This is a genomic window from Helicobacter pylori, from assembly GCF_021062735.1.
GTDB lineage: Bacteria > Campylobacterota > Campylobacteria > Campylobacterales > Helicobacteraceae > Helicobacter > Helicobacter pylori_DN.
Genome location: NZ_JAHXLB010000001.1, coordinates 171856 through 189478 on the forward strand (window position 1 = coordinate 171856; position 17623 = coordinate 189478).

Sequence of the window (17623 nt, forward strand, 5' to 3'; positions counted from 1 at the left end):
AAAAAGAAACCATTTAATTTTTTGGCTTATAATGGAGTGCTGTCATTCTAAAAACTTAAGGAAGTCAAATGTCTGTCACTTTAATCAATAATGAAAATAATGAACGCTATGAATTTGAAACGATTGAAGGCACTCGTGGGCCTAAAGCGGTGGATTTTTCCAAGCTTTTTGAAACGACTGGGTTTTTTTCTTACGATCCAGGGTATTCTTCTACCGCTGGGTGCCAATCTAAGATCAGCTATATCAACGGCAAAAAAGGCGAATTGTATTACAGAGGGCATAGAATAGAAGATTTAGTCGCCAAATACAAATATGTAGATGTGTGCAAATTGCTCCTCACAGGTGAATTACCCAAAAATCAAGAAGAAAGCTTGGAATTTGAACTGGAATTGCGCCACAGAAGCTTTGTGCATGAGAGCTTGTTAAACATGTTTTCAGCTTTCCCTAGTAACGCCCACCCTATGGCGAAACTCTCTAGCGGCGTGTCTATTTTATCCACCCTTTATTCCACGCACCAAAACATGCACACTGAAGAAGATTACCAAACGATGGCCAGAAGGATTGTCGCTAAAATCCCCACGCTTGCGGCTATTTGCTATCGTAATGAAGTGGGAGCGCCCATTATTTATCCGGATATTGCGCGCTCTTATGTGGAAAATATCCTTTTCATGCTGAGAGGGTATCCTTATAGCCGCTTAAAACACACCACTCAAGGCGAAGTGGGAATCACACCCCTAGAAGTGGAAGCATTTGATAAAATCCTAACCTTGCACGCTGATCACAGCCAAAACGCCTCTTCTACCACAGTAAGGAATGTCGCTAGCACCGGCGTGCATCCTTATGCCGCCATAAGTGCTGGCATTAGCGCTTTATGGGGGCATTTGCATGGCGGGGCGAATGAAAAAGTGCTTTTACAATTAGAAGAAATCGGCGATGTGAAGAATGTGGATAAATACATCGCACGAGTGAAAGACAAAAATGACAGTTTCAAACTCATGGGCTTTGGGCATAGGGTGTATAAAAGCTACGATCCGCGCGCTAAAATCTTAAAAGGCCTGAAAGACGAACTGCATAAAAAAGGCGTTAAAATGGACGAGAGGTTGAGCGAAATCGCTGCGAAAGTGGAAGAAATTGCGCTAAAAGACGAGTATTTCATTGAAAGGAATCTCTACCCTAATGTGGATTTCTACTCCGGCACGATTTTAAGGGCTTTAAAAATCCCGGTGCGTTTTTTCACGCCGGTGTTTGTCATTGGCCGAACCGTAGGCTGGTGCGCTCAGCTTTTAGAGCATGTCAAAAGCCCGCAAGCTAGGATCACACGCCCAAGACAAGTCTATGTAGGGGATTAATATTAGGCTAGGCTTTGTTTTATAAGCGTTGATGATAGTTTTAAAAAACGCTCAAAGCCTTTTTAAAAGAGTGAGAATCTCCCACCAAGCAAGCGGCAATTTTTAAATAACCGCATGCAAACGCCCCAAAACTCAAGGACAACCCCACTTTTACAAGCAAACCCTTGAGTTTTTGGGCTTAGGGAACGCTCTTAGAAATTAGCGTTTCATTGAAACCACCGCTTTTTTTAAAGAAACCCTAGAAACCCTTGAGTTTTTGGGGGGGAATGATTGCAAAACCTTCTATCTCCTTAAGAAAATCATTTTTATAACAAATCTCAAGCAATCAAATCTCATTTTTTAGAAAAAATCCTTTTTACAACAAATCTAAAACAACCACACAAAACAACCAAAGTTAAAAACCCCTTTTTTATAGCTACCCCTATTCAAACAACCTCATTTCTTTTAAAACCGCTTTATTACAAACAAATCTAAAACAACCACACAAAACAACCAAAGTTAAAAACCCCTTTTTTATAGCTACCCCTATTCAAACAACCTCATTTCTTTTAAAATGACCTTTATTGGTTTAATATTTGTTTAGAAACGCTACAAAAACCTTTTTTTTTTTTTTTTTTGAAAGGGCAAAAACGCCTAATTAATATCAAAATCCCATTAATTTATACTATACTAACAAAAGCTTGCGGTATAGAATTACTTAAATATACATTTCCGCAAGATTTACTGACAAAATCCATCTTATTTCAAGAAGTAAAGGAAAAAACATGAAGAAAAAATTTCTGTCATTAACCTTAGGTTCGCTTTTAGTTTCCACTTTAAGCGCTGAAGACAACGGCTTTTTTGTGAGCGCGGGCTATCAAATCGGTGAATCCGCTCAAATGGTGAAAAACACTAAAGGCATTCAAGATCTTTCAGATAGTTATGAAAGATTGAACAATCTTTTAACGAATTACAGCGCCCTAAGCACTCTCATCAGGCAGTCCTCCGACCCCAACGCTATCAATAACGCAAGGACTAATTTGAATGCGAGCGCAAAGAATTTAATCAATGATAAAGCCAACTCCCCAGCGTATCAAGCGGTGCTTTTAGCGCTCAATGCGGCAGCGGGGTTGTGGCAAGTCATGAGCTATGCGATCAGCCCTTGCGGCCCTGGCAAAGACAGCAGCAAAAATGGGGGCGTTCAAACCTTTGAAAACACACCAACAAATCAATGGGGAGGGACTACCATTACCTGTGGCACTACTAATTATGAACCAGGACCATATAGTATTATATCCACTGAAAATTACGCGAAAATCAATAAGGCTTATCAAATCATCCAAAAGGCTTTTGGAGCAAGTGGGAAGGATATTCCTGCCCTAAGCGACACCAACACCGAACTTAAATTTACAATCAACCAAAATGGGAGCAATAACAATAACAATAATAAAGAAGAAATTGTTACAAAAAATAACGCTCAAGAGCTTTTAAAACAGGCTAGCACTATTTTAACCACTCTTAATGAAGCATGCCCATGGATCAATAATGGTGGTGCAGGTGGTGCAAGCAGTGGTAGTTTATGGGAAGGAATATATTTGAAAGGCGATGGGAGCGCGTGCGGGATTTTTAAAAATGAAATCAGCGCGATTCAAGACATGATCAAAAACGCTGAAATAGCCGTAGAGCAATCCAAAATCGTTGCTGCCAACGCGCAAAACCAGCACAACCTAGACACTGGGAAAGCATTCAACCCCTATAAAGACGCTAGTTTTTCTCAAAACATGTTCGCTAACGCTAGAGCGCAAGCGGAGATTTTAAACCGCGCTCAAGCAGTGGTGAAGGATTTTGAAAGAATCCCTACAGAGTTTGTGAAAGACTCTTTAGGAGTATGCCATGAAAAGGATGGCAACGGCAATCTCCGTGGCACGCCATCTGGCACGGTTACTTCTAACACTTGGGGGGCCGGCTGCGCGTATGTGGGAGAGACCGTAACGAATCTAAAAAACAGCATCGCTCATTTTGGCACTCAAGCCGAGCAAATCCATAACGCGCAAAATCTCGCCTACACTTTAGCGAACTTCAGCGATCAGTATAAAAAGCTAGGCGAACATTATGACAGCATCACAGCGGCCATTTCAAGCTTGCCTGACGCTCAATCTTTACAAAATGTGGTGAGCAAAAAGACTAACCCTAACAGCCCGCAAGGCATACAGGATAACTACTACATTGACTCCAATATCCATTCTCAAGTGCAATCTAGGACTCAAGAATTAGGCAGTAACCCTTTCAGACGCGCCGGGCTAATCGCCGCTTCTACCACCAATAACGGCGCGATGAATGGAATTGGCTTTCAAGTGGGCTATAAGCAATTCTTTGGGAAAAACAAACGATGGGGCGCAAGATACTACGGCTTTGTGGATTACAACCACACCTATAACAAATCCCAATTTTTCAACGCCTCTTCTGATGTTTGGACTTATGGCGTGGGGAGCGATTTGTTAGTGAATTTCATCAACGATAAAGCCACTAAACACAATAAAATTTCTTTTGGCGCGTTTGGCGGTATCCAACTAGCCGGGACTTCATGGCTTAATTCTCAATTCGTGAATTTAGCGAATGTGAATAATTACTATAAAGCTAAAATCAACACCTCTAACTTCCAATTCTTATTCAATCTGGGCTTAAGGACTAATCTCGCTAGAAATAAGAGAAGAGGCGCTGATCATTCCGCGCAACATGGCATGGAATTAGGCGTGAAGATCCCCACGATCAACACGAATTACTATTCTTTGTTAGGCACTACCTTGCAATACAGAAGGCTTTATAGCGTGTACCTCAACTATGTGTTTGCTTACTAAAAGCTTAAACCCCTTTTTAAACCCTCTTTTTAGGGGGTTTAACCCACTTTTTTTAACTGGCTTTTCTTTTAGCTTTTTTTAATTTTTTCCACCAAACAAAGTTTTTTGACTTCAAGCGTTAATCACAAAAAATACTCAAAGGCGTTTTTTACAATCTAAATAAAAATTAGCGTTATTCAAGCGATCATTTTTATAACCCAGTGAAAACGCCCCAAAAGTCAAGGACAAACCCGCTTCACATAAGGAAACCCCTAAGCTTTTTAGGCTTAGGGGAACTTTGGCTAATAAACTACTTTTCTATAGAAAAGACTACTTTAAACCCCTTAAAAGAGATTTTAATGTATAATACAAAGGTTTTTATCATGTTTTCTTTTCATGATAAACCCTTTTAAGAACAGATTTGCCCCATATCCTAACTATGGGGCGTGGTAAAATCCTACAACAAACGTGCTTTAAAGCTCTTAAACGCAAGCCACCCTAACAAAAGCACTTTTTTTAGTCTTAAAATAAACCATAAAATCTCCATACCTACGATATAATCCTAAGATTGATTGACTTTAAGGGGCGTGTTTGGCATCATTATTCCATCTGAAGTTTTTAAAACCCCTAAGTTGTCTGCAAGCCGGTTTGCTTTATAGCCTTATTTTTGGCGTTTTATACCATTTCCCTTTGTTCGCTTATGTTTATAAAGAAAGCAACCAGGTTAGTTTTATCGCCATGATGGTTGTGGTGCTTTTTTGCGTTAATGGTGCTCTTTTTTTGGCGTTAGGCTTGATCTCTGCTTCTTTGATGCGTTGGAGCGCAATAGTTTTTAGTTGGCTCAATTCTGTCGCTTTCTATTTCATTAGCGCTTATAAGGTGTTTTTAAATAAGAGCATGATGGGCAATGTCTTAAACACCAACACGCATGAAGTTTTAGGCTTTTTGAGTGTCAAATTATTCGTTTTTATCGTTGTTTTTGGGGTGTTGCCTGGCTATATTATCTATAAAATCCCCCTCAAAAATTCTTCTAAAAAAGCACCCTTTTTAGCGATCTTGGCGTTAGTGTTTATCTTTATCGTTAGCGCTTTAGCTAACGCTAAAAATTGGCTGTGGTTTGACAAGCATGCGAAATTCATAGGGGGCTTAATTTTGCCCTTCGCTTATAGCGTGAACGCTTTTAGAGTGAGCGCTCTCAAATTTTTCGCCCCCACTATCAAGCCGCTCCCTCTCTTTTCGCCCAACCATTCCAATTCGTTTGTGGTGCTAGTCATTGGCGAAAGCGCCAGGAAGCATAATTACGCCCTTTATGGCTATCAAAAACCCACCACCCCAAGATTAAGCAAGCGCTTAGAAAATCACGAACTCACTCTTTTTAACGCCACTTCTTGCGCCACTTACACGACAGCGAGTTTGGAATGCATTTTAGATTCTTCTTTTAAAAACAACGCTTATGAAAATTTGCCGACTTACTTGACTAAAGCCGGTATCAAAGTCTTTTGGTATAGCGCGAATGACGGCGAAAAGAATGTTAAGGTTACAAGCTATCGTAAAAACTATGAATTGATTCAAAAATGCTCCAATTGTGAAGCGATCGCTCCTTATGATGAATCCTTACTCTATAATTTGCCTGACCTTTTAAAAGAACACTCTAATGAAAATGTCTTACTCATCTTACACCTTGCCGGCTCGCATGGTCCCAACTACGACAACAAAGTGCCTTTAAATTTTAGGGTGTTTAAGCCCTATTGCTCAAGCGCTGATCTGTCTTCTTGCTCCAAAGAAAGCCTGATTAACGCCTATGACAACACCATTTTTTACAACGACTATCTGTTAGACAAAATCATTAGCATGCTCAAAAAAGCCAAACAGCCCGCTTTAATGATTTATTTAAGCGATCATGGCGAAAGTTTGGGCGAAGAAGCGTTCTATTTGCATGGCATTCCTAAAAGCATCGCTCCTAAAGAGCAATACGAGATCCCCTTTATCGTTTATGCCAACGATCTTTTTAAAAAGGAGCATTCCATTATCCAAACCCAAACCCCCATTAATCAAAAGGTGATTTTCCATAGCGTTTTAGGGGTGTTTTTGGATTTTAAAAACCCTAGCGTTGTTTATCGCCCTTCTTTAGACCTACTTAAACACAAAAAAGAGTAAAATAACACGCATGAAAAAATTCTTATTTAAACAAAAATTTTGTGAAAGCCTGCCTAAAAGCTTTTCTAAAACTTTGTTAACGCTCAGTTTGGGCTTGATTTTACTAGGCGTTTTTGCACCCTTCCCTAAAGTCCCTAAACAGCCTAGCGTGCCTTTGGTGTTTCATCTCACCGAGCATTACGCGCGCTTTATCCCTACGATTTTATCTGTGGCGATCCCTTTAATCCAAAGAGATGCGGTAGGGCTTTTTCAAGTCGCTAACGCCTCTATCGCTACAACTATTCTCACGCACACCACCAAAAGAGCCTTAAACCATATAACAATCAACGATCAGCGTTTGGGCGAGCGCCCTTATGGGGGTAATTTCAACATGCCAAGCGGGCATTCGTCTATGGTGGGTTTGGCGGTGGCGTTTTTAATGCGCCGCTATTCTTTTAAAAAATACTTGTGGCTCTTGCCTTTAATCCCTTTAACCATGCTCGCTCGCATTTATTTAGACATGCACACCATTGGTGCAGTGTTGGCCGGGCTTGGCGTTGGAATGTTGTGCGTAAGCCTTTTTACAAGCCCCAAAAAGCCTTAACCAAAAGCCTTAGTTTCTGTTTTTATAATCTTCATAAGAAAAGTTTTTAAGGATTTTAAACCCTTGTTGATCCAATTTAGCCAAGCTTGGGAGCGGCACGCCATTAAACGAGTTGTTTTTGACAATCGTATAATGGAGCATGTCTTGAAACACGATTTTATCGCCCCTTTTTAAAGGCGTTTCAAAGCTAAAACTCCCCATAAAATCCCCCGCTAAACAAGTAGGGCCGCCTAAAAAGTAAGAAAACGCCCCTTGATTTTCACCCTTTTCAACTTCAATAAGCTCTTCATCATTTTCTACAGAGATTTTAAAAATGCTAGGGCGATAAGGCATTTCTAAGCAATCGGGCATGTGAGTGCTAAAAGAAGCGTCTAGAATCGCAATTTCTTGATCGTTTTGAACGATGTCTATCACGCTTGCGATTAAAAACCCGCATTGCCACCCTATGGCTTCCCCAGGCTCTAAAATCACTTCTATATTGTGGTAGCGTTCTTTAAAATCCTTAATCGTTTGGATGAGCAAATTCACATCATAATCGCTCCTGGTGATATGATGCCCCCCACCAAAATTCACCCACGCCATGTTTTCTAAATAGGGCTTGAAATGCCTTTCTACATGCTCTAAAGTCCGGCACAAAGCGTCAGCGTTTTGCTCGCAATGCGTATGGAAATGCAACCCGCTCACCCCCTCTAAGCCATGCTCTTTCACCCCCTTTTCAAATCCGCTAGGCGTAATCCCTAACCGGCTCACTTTAGAGCATGGGTTATAGATCGCTGGGGTTACTTCGCTATAGAGAGGGTTTATCCTCAAGCCCATTTTAATGGGGCTTAAGCCCAAGTTTTCTAATTGCTTGTTTTTATCTAAAATCCTGTCTTTATAGGTGGCGTATTGGTAAAAAGAGTTGAAAATGATGCTTGTCGCTAGGGGTAAAATCGCGCTCATTTCAGCCTCTTTAAAAGCCGGGCTATAAACGCAAATTTCCTTATGGCTCTCCCGCCCCCCAAATTCTTCAAAAGCGAGCCTAGCCTCATAAAGACCGCTCGCGCAACACCCGTTCAATCTTTGCCTCAAAATCCCAAACTCACGCCAAAACGCATACCCCTTTAAAGCGAGCAAGATCTTTGCCCCACTTTGTTGGCACACGATTTCTAAAATCTTGGCGTTTTTTTCTAAGCGTTCGCTCTCTAGCACATAGCAAGGGGTGGGGATAGCGCTGTATTTTTTCATGCTAATTCCAAAAATTGCTTAACCACCCGCTGGATGTCTTTAGGGTTAGACTTAGAGATGAAATCATCGGCCTTCAAACTCCTAGCCATGTCTTCATTAGAGCTGCCGCTCATAGAAGAATTGACCACGATAGGGATTTTTGAAGTCAAAGGATCGTTTTTAACCTGTTTGATCACTTCAAAACCGCTCGCTTCTGGCATTTCTAAATCGGTAATGATAAGGCCAATGCTGCTCACATCGGTTGTGGGGTTGAATAAATGCTCTAATAAGGTTTTACCATTGATAAAATCAATATGCTTGACGCCTAGCTTGTCTAAAATCATTTGCATGGTTTTTAAAACGCTTGGGGAGTCATCAGCAAGCAAAACGCATTGGTTAGAATGGATTTTAGAGAGCGTTTCTAAATCGCTGTGCTTTTCATCTTCAATCCAAGGGAACACATCTATAAGCATTTTTTCAATATCCACCACTTGCACCAAGCGCCCGTCAAAATAGCGCGTGCGGCTCACGAGTTTGTTATTGCCTGCAGATCCCCCTAGCCCAGCGCTTTGCTCCATTTCAGTCCATTTCTTGCTCAAAATCCTATCCGCTTCATAGATCCTAACGCCTATGGTCCAGCGAGAAAACTCACAAATCATGACAATATCGTCTTCGCCTTTTTCTTTTTCTATCCTATAAGGGCGTAAATCCTTGTTTTTGTTTTGGCTGTCATAATAAAACCATTTTTTCATATCAATCAAGGGAATGGTGAGCTCTCTTATAATGATTAAACCCTCAACGAGCGAATTGCTTTCGTGGCTAATGATTGTGAGATTGCCATGGTATTTCACCACTTCACGGATCTTAAAGACATTGACCGCATACAAATCCTTGTTTTTACCCAGCCTGAAACACAACAATTGCAACTCGTTATTTTTATGCAAACTCGTAACTTGATCAATGCCTGCTAAACTATCAGCCATGATTTCCCCTTAATTTAGGTTTTGGTATCGTTTTATAATTATATCGTGTTTGTGTTTAATGCTAACGACACTTAAAAACTATCTTTGGGGGTTTTTTAAATCATTTTAAACGATTCAAAACAAACCCGTTTTTAAAACTGCGCACATATAAAATATTATGGCGGTTAGAGCAAAAGATTTGTGGGGCTGTTACAAACCCCGAAAGCAATTCCCTAGCGTCAATGACTTTGGGGTTTTCAAGCGATCTTTTACAAGGCTTTAATGAAAACGAAAAAGCGTCAGTAGAATCAGCTTGAACTTCATAATTTTCAAAGGCTTTATTTTTGATACGCATAAGATAGATTTTATGGGCAAAAATGCTCGTGTTTCTGGTGTCTGCAAAAGTGCTAACGCCTGAATACAACGAAGTTACTAGCCCTCCAACAAACCCCAAATAATAATTCGCCACCGCTTGCATGCCCACCTTAAAAGTAGCCGATAAAATGGCTCTAGTGATAATGTAGGGCAATTGCTTCCTAAACTCGCTAGCGACCACCGCATCTATTGAGGCTAAAGTGTCAAAGGGTGTTACTTTTTCTCCGTCTTTTAAAGTGAAATTTTGATAAAACGCTTCCCCTTTTTCTAGCTTGGGCAAGGCCACACTCACATTATAAACCGAATCGATCATAAAAATAGGCACATCAATTTTAAATTCGCTTTTTTGCGGCTCTTTGCCATCTTCAATGATGATCCAAGTGAAATGGCTCCTATTAGGGTTTTTGAAAAAAACCAAGTCTTTAGCCACGAAAGGGCTTTGACTGATCCCATAAGCTTCATTAAGATAGCCTAACCCCTTATTTTTATCCCCATTTAAAGCGTAAAACAACCCTGAAAGATACGAAACCGCCGGATTAAGCAAGCCTTGATAAGCTTCGTATTTGTCTAAATTAGAATAGGTGTTGTTTAAAATCTCGCTCACTTCTACCCTAGAGCGTTCCATATTAATATTGTGCTTTTTGCTAGAATCGATCTCTTTAATGGCTTTTTGAACTTCCTCATAATAAAATTCCTTAGCCCTGCGCTGGCGTTCATTCGCGCGGTTGAATTGCACCCTAGCGTTCGCGCTATCGTTTAAAAGCATGTAGTCTATCGCTTTGTAATAATTGATTAAAACGCTCTCATAAATATTCCCCCCATAAGCGCGCACATTATCATTAATCATGGTAGCGCCCACATAACCAGCCCCTCTTGTAAAAGCGCTTTGGGTTTTATCAAAGCGTTGCTCAGCTTGTTCTAATACCCCTAAAGAAGTCTTGTAATCTCTTGCGTATAAAGCACTCAAGCCGTTTTGCAAATCCCATAAAAGAGCGTTCTTTTTTTTCTTAGTGAATTGTTTGGAATATTCATAAGCTTTTTTAGGGCTTTCTTCATAATAGAGCGTGTTAAAATGTTCTAAGTCCATACGATAGCCTATGCAACCTGTTAATGATACTCCTAAAATTACCGACATCAACAGAACGAATATTTTCAATCTAACCCTTTTAATTGACATTTTTTTGCTTGACTATTTGAGCGTATCATAACATTTTTAATGAAAACATAAGCTTTTTATGGCTAAAATGATCCCTAAGCTCTTATTTAGACCTATGCAATAGGAATTTAGGGTAACGCTTCAGGGTAGGAATACAGCAGAGTCCCCTAATTTCTTGTGTGCCTTAGCCATCTGAATAGGAGTGCTTCAAAATAATATTAACTTTTTAAAACTAGCTCTTCAAAAGTTTCTCACGCCACTCTGTAGGGTAGTCTTTTTGTAACGCTTTCACTTTATTCACATGGCTAGAGTCTGAATTAAAGATTTTCAAATAACGCCCTAAACTTTCCAAGCTCACATCAATCATGTTAGAACTCCCGTTACCCAGATTTTTGACTAAAACCTGCCTGGCATACAAAGGGGTGTTTTCTAAAAAAGAAATTTCAGTTTCGCTCAAAGGCACATTGAAATGGTGTTTCAACTCCCTAGCGTTTTTTTGCGGATACAAAATAAGAGTCCCCATGTTGCTTAAAAAACTATGGGCGTTTTTAACCCCGCTTAATTGGTAAATGTCTTGCAAAGCCAACACCACCACGCCATTAGCCTTTCTGGCTTGCGTGATTAAAGCGTTAATTTTAGCGTTCAATAAATCGTTTTCCACATAGGATTTAAACTCGTCTAAAAAAACCAAAAAACCGCTGTCGTTTTTCCTGGATTCTTCTAAGATTTTATAAAACAAATAATAGGCTAAAAGCCCTAAGTCTTTAGGGTTTTGGGTGATGGTGTCTAGGTTTATCACATTTAAAAAAGCGTTGGAGTTGAACGCGTCATTCAAAGCGTTAAAAAGGGGGTTATTCAAATACGGCTCTAAACTCAAACCTAATTGGTTAGATGAGGTTCTTTTAAGCGTTTCTTTAAAATCTAGCAAACTAAAAGCTTTAGGGTATAAGGTTTCATAAAGGCTCTTAATCGCACTAAAAATCGCATTCATGTCTTCTAATGCTTCTTTATCCCTTGAAGGGGCAAGATCAAACATGCTCAAAAAGAAGGATTGCAAAAATTCTAAATTCTGCAAATTAGGCTCTAAACAAAAGGGGTTGATGCTAAAAGATTTGCCGTCATGGTAATGCCCTTTAAAAAATTTTGTGAAAGAATACAGCCCTTGCATCCTGTCAAATGCTAAAAGGCGCATGTTTTGGTATTTCAAAGTGCTCATCATTAAAAAACTAATCAGCGTGCTTTTACCGCTCCCGGTAGCCCCTATGATTAGAGTATGCCCATTCACTCTGGCGATTTCTTTAGCGTTGTTGTGGCTCACTTCTTGGTTGTGGAAATTGAATAAAAAAGGGGAATAATCCAAATTTTTAAACACGCTCAAAGGGCTATTCCCCCATGAATTAGCCTTAAAGCCTAAATTTTGCCTTTCAAACACCATTAAACACGCTAAGGCTTTAGAGGTTAAAAAACGCAAGCGGTGGTTTAAATGGATGCGTTCAGGGAAAAAGGAAAAATACCCCCCCTTCAAGCCAAAAGTTTCTATAACGCCCACTAAGTTTTCTTTAAATAAAAGCCCTAAAATTAAGCTGGTTTGAGTGTCTAAATCCTCTAAACTAGGGGCTTTGATAAGAATGTTTAGGGCGAATTTTTGCATGGATAGGCGTTTGGTTTTGACTAATTCTTGGTATTCTAAAAGCTCGTTTTTAACGAGATTAGACATGCTAAACTTGGCTCTCTCTTTTAAAAAACTCAGCGTTTTATGCGTGCTCATAGGCTCTATAGAAAAGATAATGTCTAAAGGCGTTTCTTGGTATAAAAGCGCTCCCACCGCTATAGAAGTGATGCGTTCGCTCTCATAAGCTTTAATGCCAATCAAGCGGTTGTAGGTTTTTTGGTTAAAACTTTCTTGAATGAAATAATCTTTTTCAAAAGTGATGGAACTAGCGATATAGCTATCGCTCAAATACCCCCCTACTAGGGGCTTTAGGGGGAGATCAAACCCATTAATGTATTCTGCATAAAAATTCAAAACCTCTTTAGAGCTTAAGAGTTTGGGGGCATAGTTTTTGAGCTGGATTTCTAAGCTTTTTAAAGTTTCTTGCAAAAAATGCGCTTTATAAGAGAGAATATCCTTAAAATTTTCCTTATTGGCATGCATGAGAGATTTTTTCTTATGCTCCAAAACGCCCTGTAAAGAGTGAGTGCTTTCTAAAACTAAAAAATACTGATTCTCATACACTTCTTTATTTTCAAATTGATTCAAAATCGCTTGCAAGTATTGAGAGTCAGCTTGAATGCTTTGTTGGTGATCAATTTTACGCCTTTTAACCACCAGGCGCGCCACGACTTTTTCTAAAGAATCCAACGCCATCTGGCGCTCGGTGAAAAGATCTTGCAATTGCTCTGTGCTTAAATGGGTGTAACTCACCCCCTCTAAACGGAGGATGCCCACTAAGTTTTCGTTTTTAGTGAGTAAAAAATGCTCATCATACAAGCCTAAAATGTTGTTTTCTTCACTCATTGAATAGCTTTTAGGCAAAGCCCCTAAAAAATAGTTTGAAACTTTTTGTTTGATAGCGCCTAAAAGCTTTTCTAACATCCTACGCTCTATAACATTTGGTTTTAGTCTTTATTTTGCTTTTAGCCACAATAATATCTGCAATGTCTTCATCAAAAAATTCCAGCACGCTAAAGAACGCTAAAAACCCTAAATACAATAAAAAAGCGCTCAATAAATCAATCCAAGGGAGCAAAATAAAAGGCGCAAAAACAGAAATCAAATAAGATTTAGCGTTCAGCCATAAAAATTTTTCTTTAACCGAAATTTCACGCAAATTCTTCACGCTCGCTGAGAGGATAATCATTAAAAAATTCCCATAAACCAATTCGCCAAACTCGGGGCCTTAAAGAATAAAAAAATCCCAAACACCACGCCAAGGATCGTGAATAAAATCTCTTTCCACCGGTCCAAATTCCTCCACACATAAATGGCGATCCCTATGAAAATCACCATTAAAATCCCCTTAGCGATGGGGCTTTTGAGCTGGGCTTCTAGGGCGTTAAAAAACCCCTCTAAACCTTCAGCGAACAAACTTGAAACGCACATGCCTACTAAAAAAACGATTTTTAAAAAATGAGCGGACATCAAAACCCTTTTGTTTAATTTTAATTAACTTTCTAATGTTTAATTATCTCAAAAAAACCATAAAAATCCTCTAAAAGGGGGTCAAAAGGGGTGCATTTAATCTTTAAAAGGGTAAAAAAGCAAAGCCAAAGAGTGTAAAAGCCTTACTATTCTACGATTTGATAGACATAAGAAAGATTAGTGTGTTCTTTGGTTTGTAGGGTGTCTTCTTCTAAGAGGCTTTGAATCTTTTCAAAACTATATTGCAAATGGTTGTAAGCAACAATCACCACCTCATCGCCTTTTTGCAAAAAATGCTCTTGCGCAAAGGGCATATAAGGGGTAGCCCCTATCGCAAAAATCATTTTAGTAGGGAAATTATGGCGCTCTAAAAAAGGTCTTAGAGCCTCTAAAGAGTCGCCATCTTGTTGGTGGTTTAGTTGGTCTTTGATCCAGTCTAAAAGCTTTTGATAAAAAAACTCGTATTTGAGCAATTTGCTATTTTCCCCATAAATGTGCCAAACATTATTGTATTTCAAAAAAGACGCGATAGAGAAATTGTTGCACACCCCCCCATAAACAAACCTATCAATGGGCAATTTCTGCCCTATGCCTTTAGAAGCTGGTGAAAAATTCTTTTTTTGGGAGAGTTTTGCGACGTCTAGATTGCGCACAGAAGCGTCATTAAACGCCATGAAAAAATTAGGCACGAGCTTGGTTACCAAATGTTTTTCATCGTATTTAACATCGCATTCTAAAGCGATTTCTGGCTCTGCTTGCACCCTTAAATCTGGATCACTAGGCAAAATAATCTTATGGTTATCAATGCAACAACGCCCCAAATAGCAATTCTCATACGGGATATAAAAAGGGAATAACCCCTTAGGGGCGTCCTTTTCTTCGCTTTTCATGTTAATAAAACTATGACTCTCTCCTGCTTGCTCCAAATGCCCTGCAAAATTCCCCACCACACCAAAACCTAAAAACTCTTGCATGCAAACCTCCTAGCAAATAGCTTAATGATTAGAGCTTTTTCCATTATAGCATAAAAAGAAAACCCCTAAAATTCTCAAAAACTCCCTTTCAAGCGAACAAATACTCTCTAGCGCTCTCTTTATCCAAAGGGTAAAGCTCGCGCTTTTCATCCCCTATTTGAATGAGGTAAGCTTGATTTTTTAAAGTCTTAGCATAGCCTAAAGCGATACGGCCGGCTAATTCTTTATCTTCTTTGCTGGCGTTTTTATCCACTAAACTCAAAGGGCCTTTACAGCTTAATAATTCAATCTTATCCATTAAGGGGTGTTGAATATCCAACTTATGATTTTCTTCTTCATTCCTTGCCACCACCAAACGAGCGTTATGGGGCAAGACAAAATAACGCCCGTTTTTGACAATCACGCCATCTTCAAACACCATTTCTCTGTATTCTTTCAAATTCTTAATCTTATTGCTCACTTGAATGTCCGTAAGCAAACACCCTCCACCTGGCTTTTCATAATATTTCAAGCCGTAATCTTTGATCATTTGCAATTGCCTGCTCCGCCCCCTACCACTCACATCTAAAAGCTTTTCTCTATCAACAAAACCCTTTTTTTCCATAAAAGTAGGCTCTAAGAGTTTAGCGCTCATGGGCCTTAAGAGCAATTCATCTAAAAATTGCGGTTTTTCACCGCCTGCTTGCGTTCGGTCTAAAACGGGATCAAAACGCGCCTCTTCGCCCACTTCTCTGACTAATTTCCTCACCTGATTGAGCGCTTCTTTCCTTTGGGATTTAGGGCGTTGCCCTAGCACTTCCCCGCTCAAAACAAAATCCGCATCCAATTCAAGCATTTTATAAAAAGCGTTCCTAAACATGTTGGCATGGCAATCAATGCAAGGGTTGAAATATTTCCCATAGCCGTATTTGGGCTTGAACAACACATCGTTAAAGAACTGCTCTCTAATATCGCACACCAAGAGCTTAGCCCCGATTTGCGCGGTGGCGTTTTCAAAATACTCTCTTTTATCTTTATTCCCCCCAAACCCTATATTAAAGTGCAAAGCGGTTACTTCAATGCCTTGATCAATGAGTAATTTCATAGACAACAAACTATCCAACCCCCCACTAAATAGGGCTAAAGCTTTTATTTGTTTCATATGGCGACTAATTCTCCTTGTTTTAATTTCATAATGGCCTGGCGAGCCTTTTTTAAAAAAATCATTTTTTCGCTAAAAGGGAGCGAGCTTTTAGGGATTTCTTTGAGTTGTCGCTCAAAATAGCGCAAAATCAACAAACGCAATTCCTTTTCAAACCCCCCTTTTTTTAGGGGTAAATTCGCATCTAATAATAACGCAACTAATTTAGGGTCGTCCAATTTTTCTTGACACAAAGCATCAAATTCTTGTTTTTTATGCAAGAATACCCCACTATGGATATAACCCACCGCCAAATCCAACAAGCTTCTGTCTTCTAAAAGATAGCGGATCACTAATTTTTCTAAAAATTCCAAACTGAGCGTGTTAGAAACATGCGCAAACTTTTGAGGGCGATTAGGTTTTTCTGTTTTGGGGTAGAAAGGCTGAAAAGAAACTGGCTCTCTAATCCCTAAAACATGCAAAGGCGCTTGCAAAAGAGAAGCGATTAAGGGCTTGTATTCGCTTTGTAAAAGCAAGGAAAAGTTTTTTAAAAACCCTAACATTTCTTTAAGGGCCTTATCTTTTTCTAAAGGATCGTCTAAAAGATAAGAACCCGCCATGTGCCTTAAAACAAATTCAATAAAAGCCATGGGGCGCGATAACCAATTTTTTAAGGTTTCAATCTGGCCATTAGCGATCATATCCGCTGGATCCAGGTTGTTTTCAAAGAGAATCACTCCCCCCCTCCTTTGCTCTTTAGCCAGCATCAAGCTCGCTTTATAGGCTGCGTTTCGCCCTGCTTTATCCCCATCATAGCTTAAGAGAATTTCTGGATCGCCTTTTTTAAGCAAGGGCAAATGCGATGGCGTTAAAGCTGTCCCAAGCGTGGCTATGGCGTTTTTAAAACCCGCTTGGTGCAATAAAATCACATCCAAATACCCCTCTGTTACAATGACTTGCTTTTGTTTGTAGATGTGTTCTTTAGCCAAATGATAGCCATAGAGCAAACTGGATTTATCAAAAAGCTTATTTTGGGACGAATTGATATACTTGGCCGCTTTTTCTTTTAAGGTGCGCCCTCCAAAACCCACCACTTGAGCGCTAGGGCTATAAATAGGGAACATGATGCGATCCAAAAAGCGCAAATAGGTTTTATCCTTTTCATCGCTCTTTCCTAACACGCCTAATTCAATCAGTTTGTCCTTATTCAAGCCTTTATTTTCAATGCTATAATCAATTCTATTTGTGCATAAACCTAATTTAAACGCTTTGATACTCTCTAGGCTAAGCCCTCTTTTTTGCAAGTAATTCAAAAAAAATGGGGCGTTAAAAAGCTCTTCTTGATACAACGAACTCACCATTTCTAAAAGGTGGTAATCTTCTTTATGATCGTAATAAACGCCTTTGTCATGCTCTAAAGCTATATTGAATCGGTGGGCTAATTTCTCAAGCGCTTCCACAAACGAAAGTTTTTCAAACGCCATCACAAATTTAATGCTATCCCCGCTCGCTCCACACCCAAAGCAATGGTAAAACCCTTTAATTTGATTGACGCTAAAACTCGCGCTCCTTTCTTCATGAAAAGGGCAACAAGCCATGTAGCTAGAACCTGATTTCCTCAAATCCACATAAGAGCTAATGACTTCTACAATATCTATCGTTTGTAAAAGGCGATCAATGGAACTTTTAAGAATCATTTTTCATGCTTTCTTCAATGGGCTTTTTTGGTTTGACTTTCTCAAAAGGGATTATACTCAATAAATAAAATCTTCAAAAAGGTTTG

The 17623-nt window shown here is 39.5% G+C and carries 13 protein-coding genes and 1 other RNA gene; 5 read left to right on the top strand and 9 right to left on the bottom strand.

The window, feature by feature from the left end:
• The first annotated feature begins 68 nt into the window (after positions 1–68).
• The 4 genes from KX581_RS00835 (at position 69) to lpxE (ending at position 6905) form a co-directional block, all read left to right on the top strand.
• Positions 69–1349 carry a citrate synthase gene (locus KX581_RS00835; RefSeq protein ID WP_231175328.1) on the top strand — a complete coding sequence of 427 codons (1281 nt, stop codon included), beginning with the start codon at positions 69–71 and terminating at the stop codon, positions 1347–1349.
• 764 nt (positions 1350–2113) lie between these two features.
• Positions 2114–4186, top strand: coding sequence for a Hop family adhesin SabA/HopD (sabA, locus tag KX581_RS00840; protein ID WP_231175329.1), 2073 nt, complete (start codon positions 2114–2116; stop codon positions 4184–4186).
• Between the two features lie 570 nt (positions 4187–4756).
• Positions 4757–6322, top strand: a complete 1566-nt coding sequence (gene eptA, locus KX581_RS00845) for a phosphoethanolamine--lipid A transferase EptA (protein WP_231175330.1) — start codon at positions 4757–4759, stop codon at positions 6320–6322.
• Positions 6323–6371: 49 nt separating this feature from the next.
• Positions 6372–6905: a lipid A 1-phosphatase LpxE gene (gene lpxE, locus KX581_RS00850; RefSeq protein ID WP_231175370.1), complete on the top strand. Its 534-nt coding sequence runs from the start codon at positions 6372–6374 to the stop codon at positions 6903–6905.
• Positions 6906–6914: 9 nt separating this feature from the next.
• Here the strand turns inward: lpxE and nspC are convergent, their stop codons facing one another.
• The 3 genes from nspC to KX581_RS00865 form a co-directional block, all read right to left on the bottom strand.
• Positions 6915–8132: a carboxynorspermidine decarboxylase gene (nspC, locus tag KX581_RS00855; protein ID WP_231175331.1), complete on the bottom strand. Its 1218-nt coding sequence runs from the start codon at positions 8130–8132 to the stop codon at positions 6915–6917.
• The gene (gene cheV1, locus KX581_RS00860; RefSeq protein ID WP_231175332.1) at positions 8129–9094 is read right to left on the bottom strand and encodes a chemotaxis protein CheV1; all 966 of its coding nucleotides are present in this window, start codon (positions 9092–9094) and stop codon (positions 8129–8131) included. Before cheV1 ends, nspC begins: the two co-directional genes overlap by 4 nt.
• Before the next feature lie 100 nt (positions 9095–9194).
• The gene (locus KX581_RS00865) at positions 9195–10535 is read right to left on the bottom strand and encodes a COG3014 family protein (RefSeq protein WP_041201979.1); all 1341 of its coding nucleotides are present in this window, start codon (positions 10533–10535) and stop codon (positions 9195–9197) included.
• Between the two features lie 173 nt (positions 10536–10708).
• Between KX581_RS00865 and ffs the strand changes: the two genes are divergently transcribed.
• Positions 10709–10806, top strand: an RNA gene (ffs, locus tag KX581_RS00870) — signal recognition particle sRNA small type.
• Positions 10807–10836: 30 nt separating this feature from the next.
• Here ffs and KX581_RS00875 read toward each other — a convergent pair.
• The 6 genes from KX581_RS00875 to dnaG form a co-directional block, all read right to left on the bottom strand.
• Positions 10837–13200: a VirB4 family type IV secretion/conjugal transfer ATPase gene (locus tag KX581_RS00875; protein WP_231175333.1), complete on the bottom strand. Its 2364-nt coding sequence runs from the start codon at positions 13198–13200 to the stop codon at positions 10837–10839.
• Position 13201: 1 nt separating this feature from the next.
• On the bottom strand, positions 13202–13465 hold the full coding sequence (locus tag KX581_RS00880; protein ID WP_108347435.1) for a competence protein ComB: 264 nt from the start codon (positions 13463–13465) through the stop codon (positions 13202–13204).
• Entirely contained in the window at positions 13465–13746 is a 282-nt protein-coding gene (locus KX581_RS00885; RefSeq protein WP_001272690.1) for a TrbC/VirB2 family protein, read from the bottom strand. Before KX581_RS00885 ends, KX581_RS00880 begins: the two co-directional genes overlap by 1 nt.
• Positions 13747–13892: 146 nt before the next feature.
• On the bottom strand, positions 13893–14720 hold the full coding sequence (locus KX581_RS00890; RefSeq protein WP_231175334.1) for a DUF5718 family protein: 828 nt from the start codon (positions 14718–14720) through the stop codon (positions 13893–13895).
• Positions 14721–14808: 88 nt separating this feature from the next.
• The gene (locus KX581_RS00895) at positions 14809–15861 is read right to left on the bottom strand and encodes an MnmA/TRMU family protein (protein ID WP_231175335.1); all 1053 of its coding nucleotides are present in this window, start codon (positions 15859–15861) and stop codon (positions 14809–14811) included.
• The gene (gene dnaG, locus KX581_RS00900) at positions 15858–17537 is read right to left on the bottom strand and encodes a DNA primase (RefSeq protein ID WP_231175336.1); all 1680 of its coding nucleotides are present in this window, start codon (positions 17535–17537) and stop codon (positions 15858–15860) included. The genes KX581_RS00895 and dnaG overlap by 4 nt, the downstream gene beginning before the upstream one ends.
• Between the last annotated feature and the right edge of the window lie 86 nt (positions 17538–17623).

What these genes read in the sequence shown, in the direction of transcription:
- KX581_RS00835 (WP_231175328.1), top strand. Translation starts at nt 69, where the DNA reads ATGTCTGTCACTTTAATCAATAATGAAAATAATGAACGCTATGAATTT.
- sabA (WP_231175329.1), top strand. Translation starts at nt 2,114, where the DNA reads ATGAAGAAAAAATTTCTGTCATTAACCTTAGGTTCGCTTTTAGTTTCC.
- nspC (WP_231175331.1), bottom strand. Translation starts at nt 8,132, where the DNA reads ATGAAAAAATACAGCGCTATCCCCACCCCTTGCTATGTGCTAGAGAGC.
- cheV1 (WP_231175332.1), bottom strand. Translation starts at nt 9,094, where the DNA reads ATGGCTGATAGTTTAGCAGGCATTGATCAAGTTACGAGTTTGCATAAA.
- KX581_RS00865 (WP_041201979.1), bottom strand. Translation starts at nt 10,535, where the DNA reads ATGGACTTAGAACATTTTAACACGCTCTATTATGAAGAAAGCCCTAAA.
- KX581_RS00875 (WP_231175333.1), bottom strand. Translation starts at nt 13,200, where the DNA reads ATGTTAGAAAAGCTTTTAGGCGCTATCAAACAAAAAGTTTCAAACTAT.
- KX581_RS00880 (WP_108347435.1), bottom strand. Translation starts at nt 13,465, where the DNA reads ATGATTATCCTCTCAGCGAGCGTGAAGAATTTGCGTGAAATTTCGGTT.
- KX581_RS00885 (WP_001272690.1), bottom strand. Translation starts at nt 13,746, where the DNA reads ATGTCCGCTCATTTTTTAAAAATCGTTTTTTTAGTAGGCATGTGCGTT.
- KX581_RS00890 (WP_231175334.1), bottom strand. Translation starts at nt 14,720, where the DNA reads ATGCAAGAGTTTTTAGGTTTTGGTGTGGTGGGGAATTTTGCAGGGCAT.
- KX581_RS00895 (WP_231175335.1), bottom strand. Translation starts at nt 15,861, where the DNA reads ATGAAACAAATAAAAGCTTTAGCCCTATTTAGTGGGGGGTTGGATAGT.
- dnaG (WP_231175336.1), bottom strand. Translation starts at nt 17,537, where the DNA reads ATGATTCTTAAAAGTTCCATTGATCGCCTTTTACAAACGATAGATATT.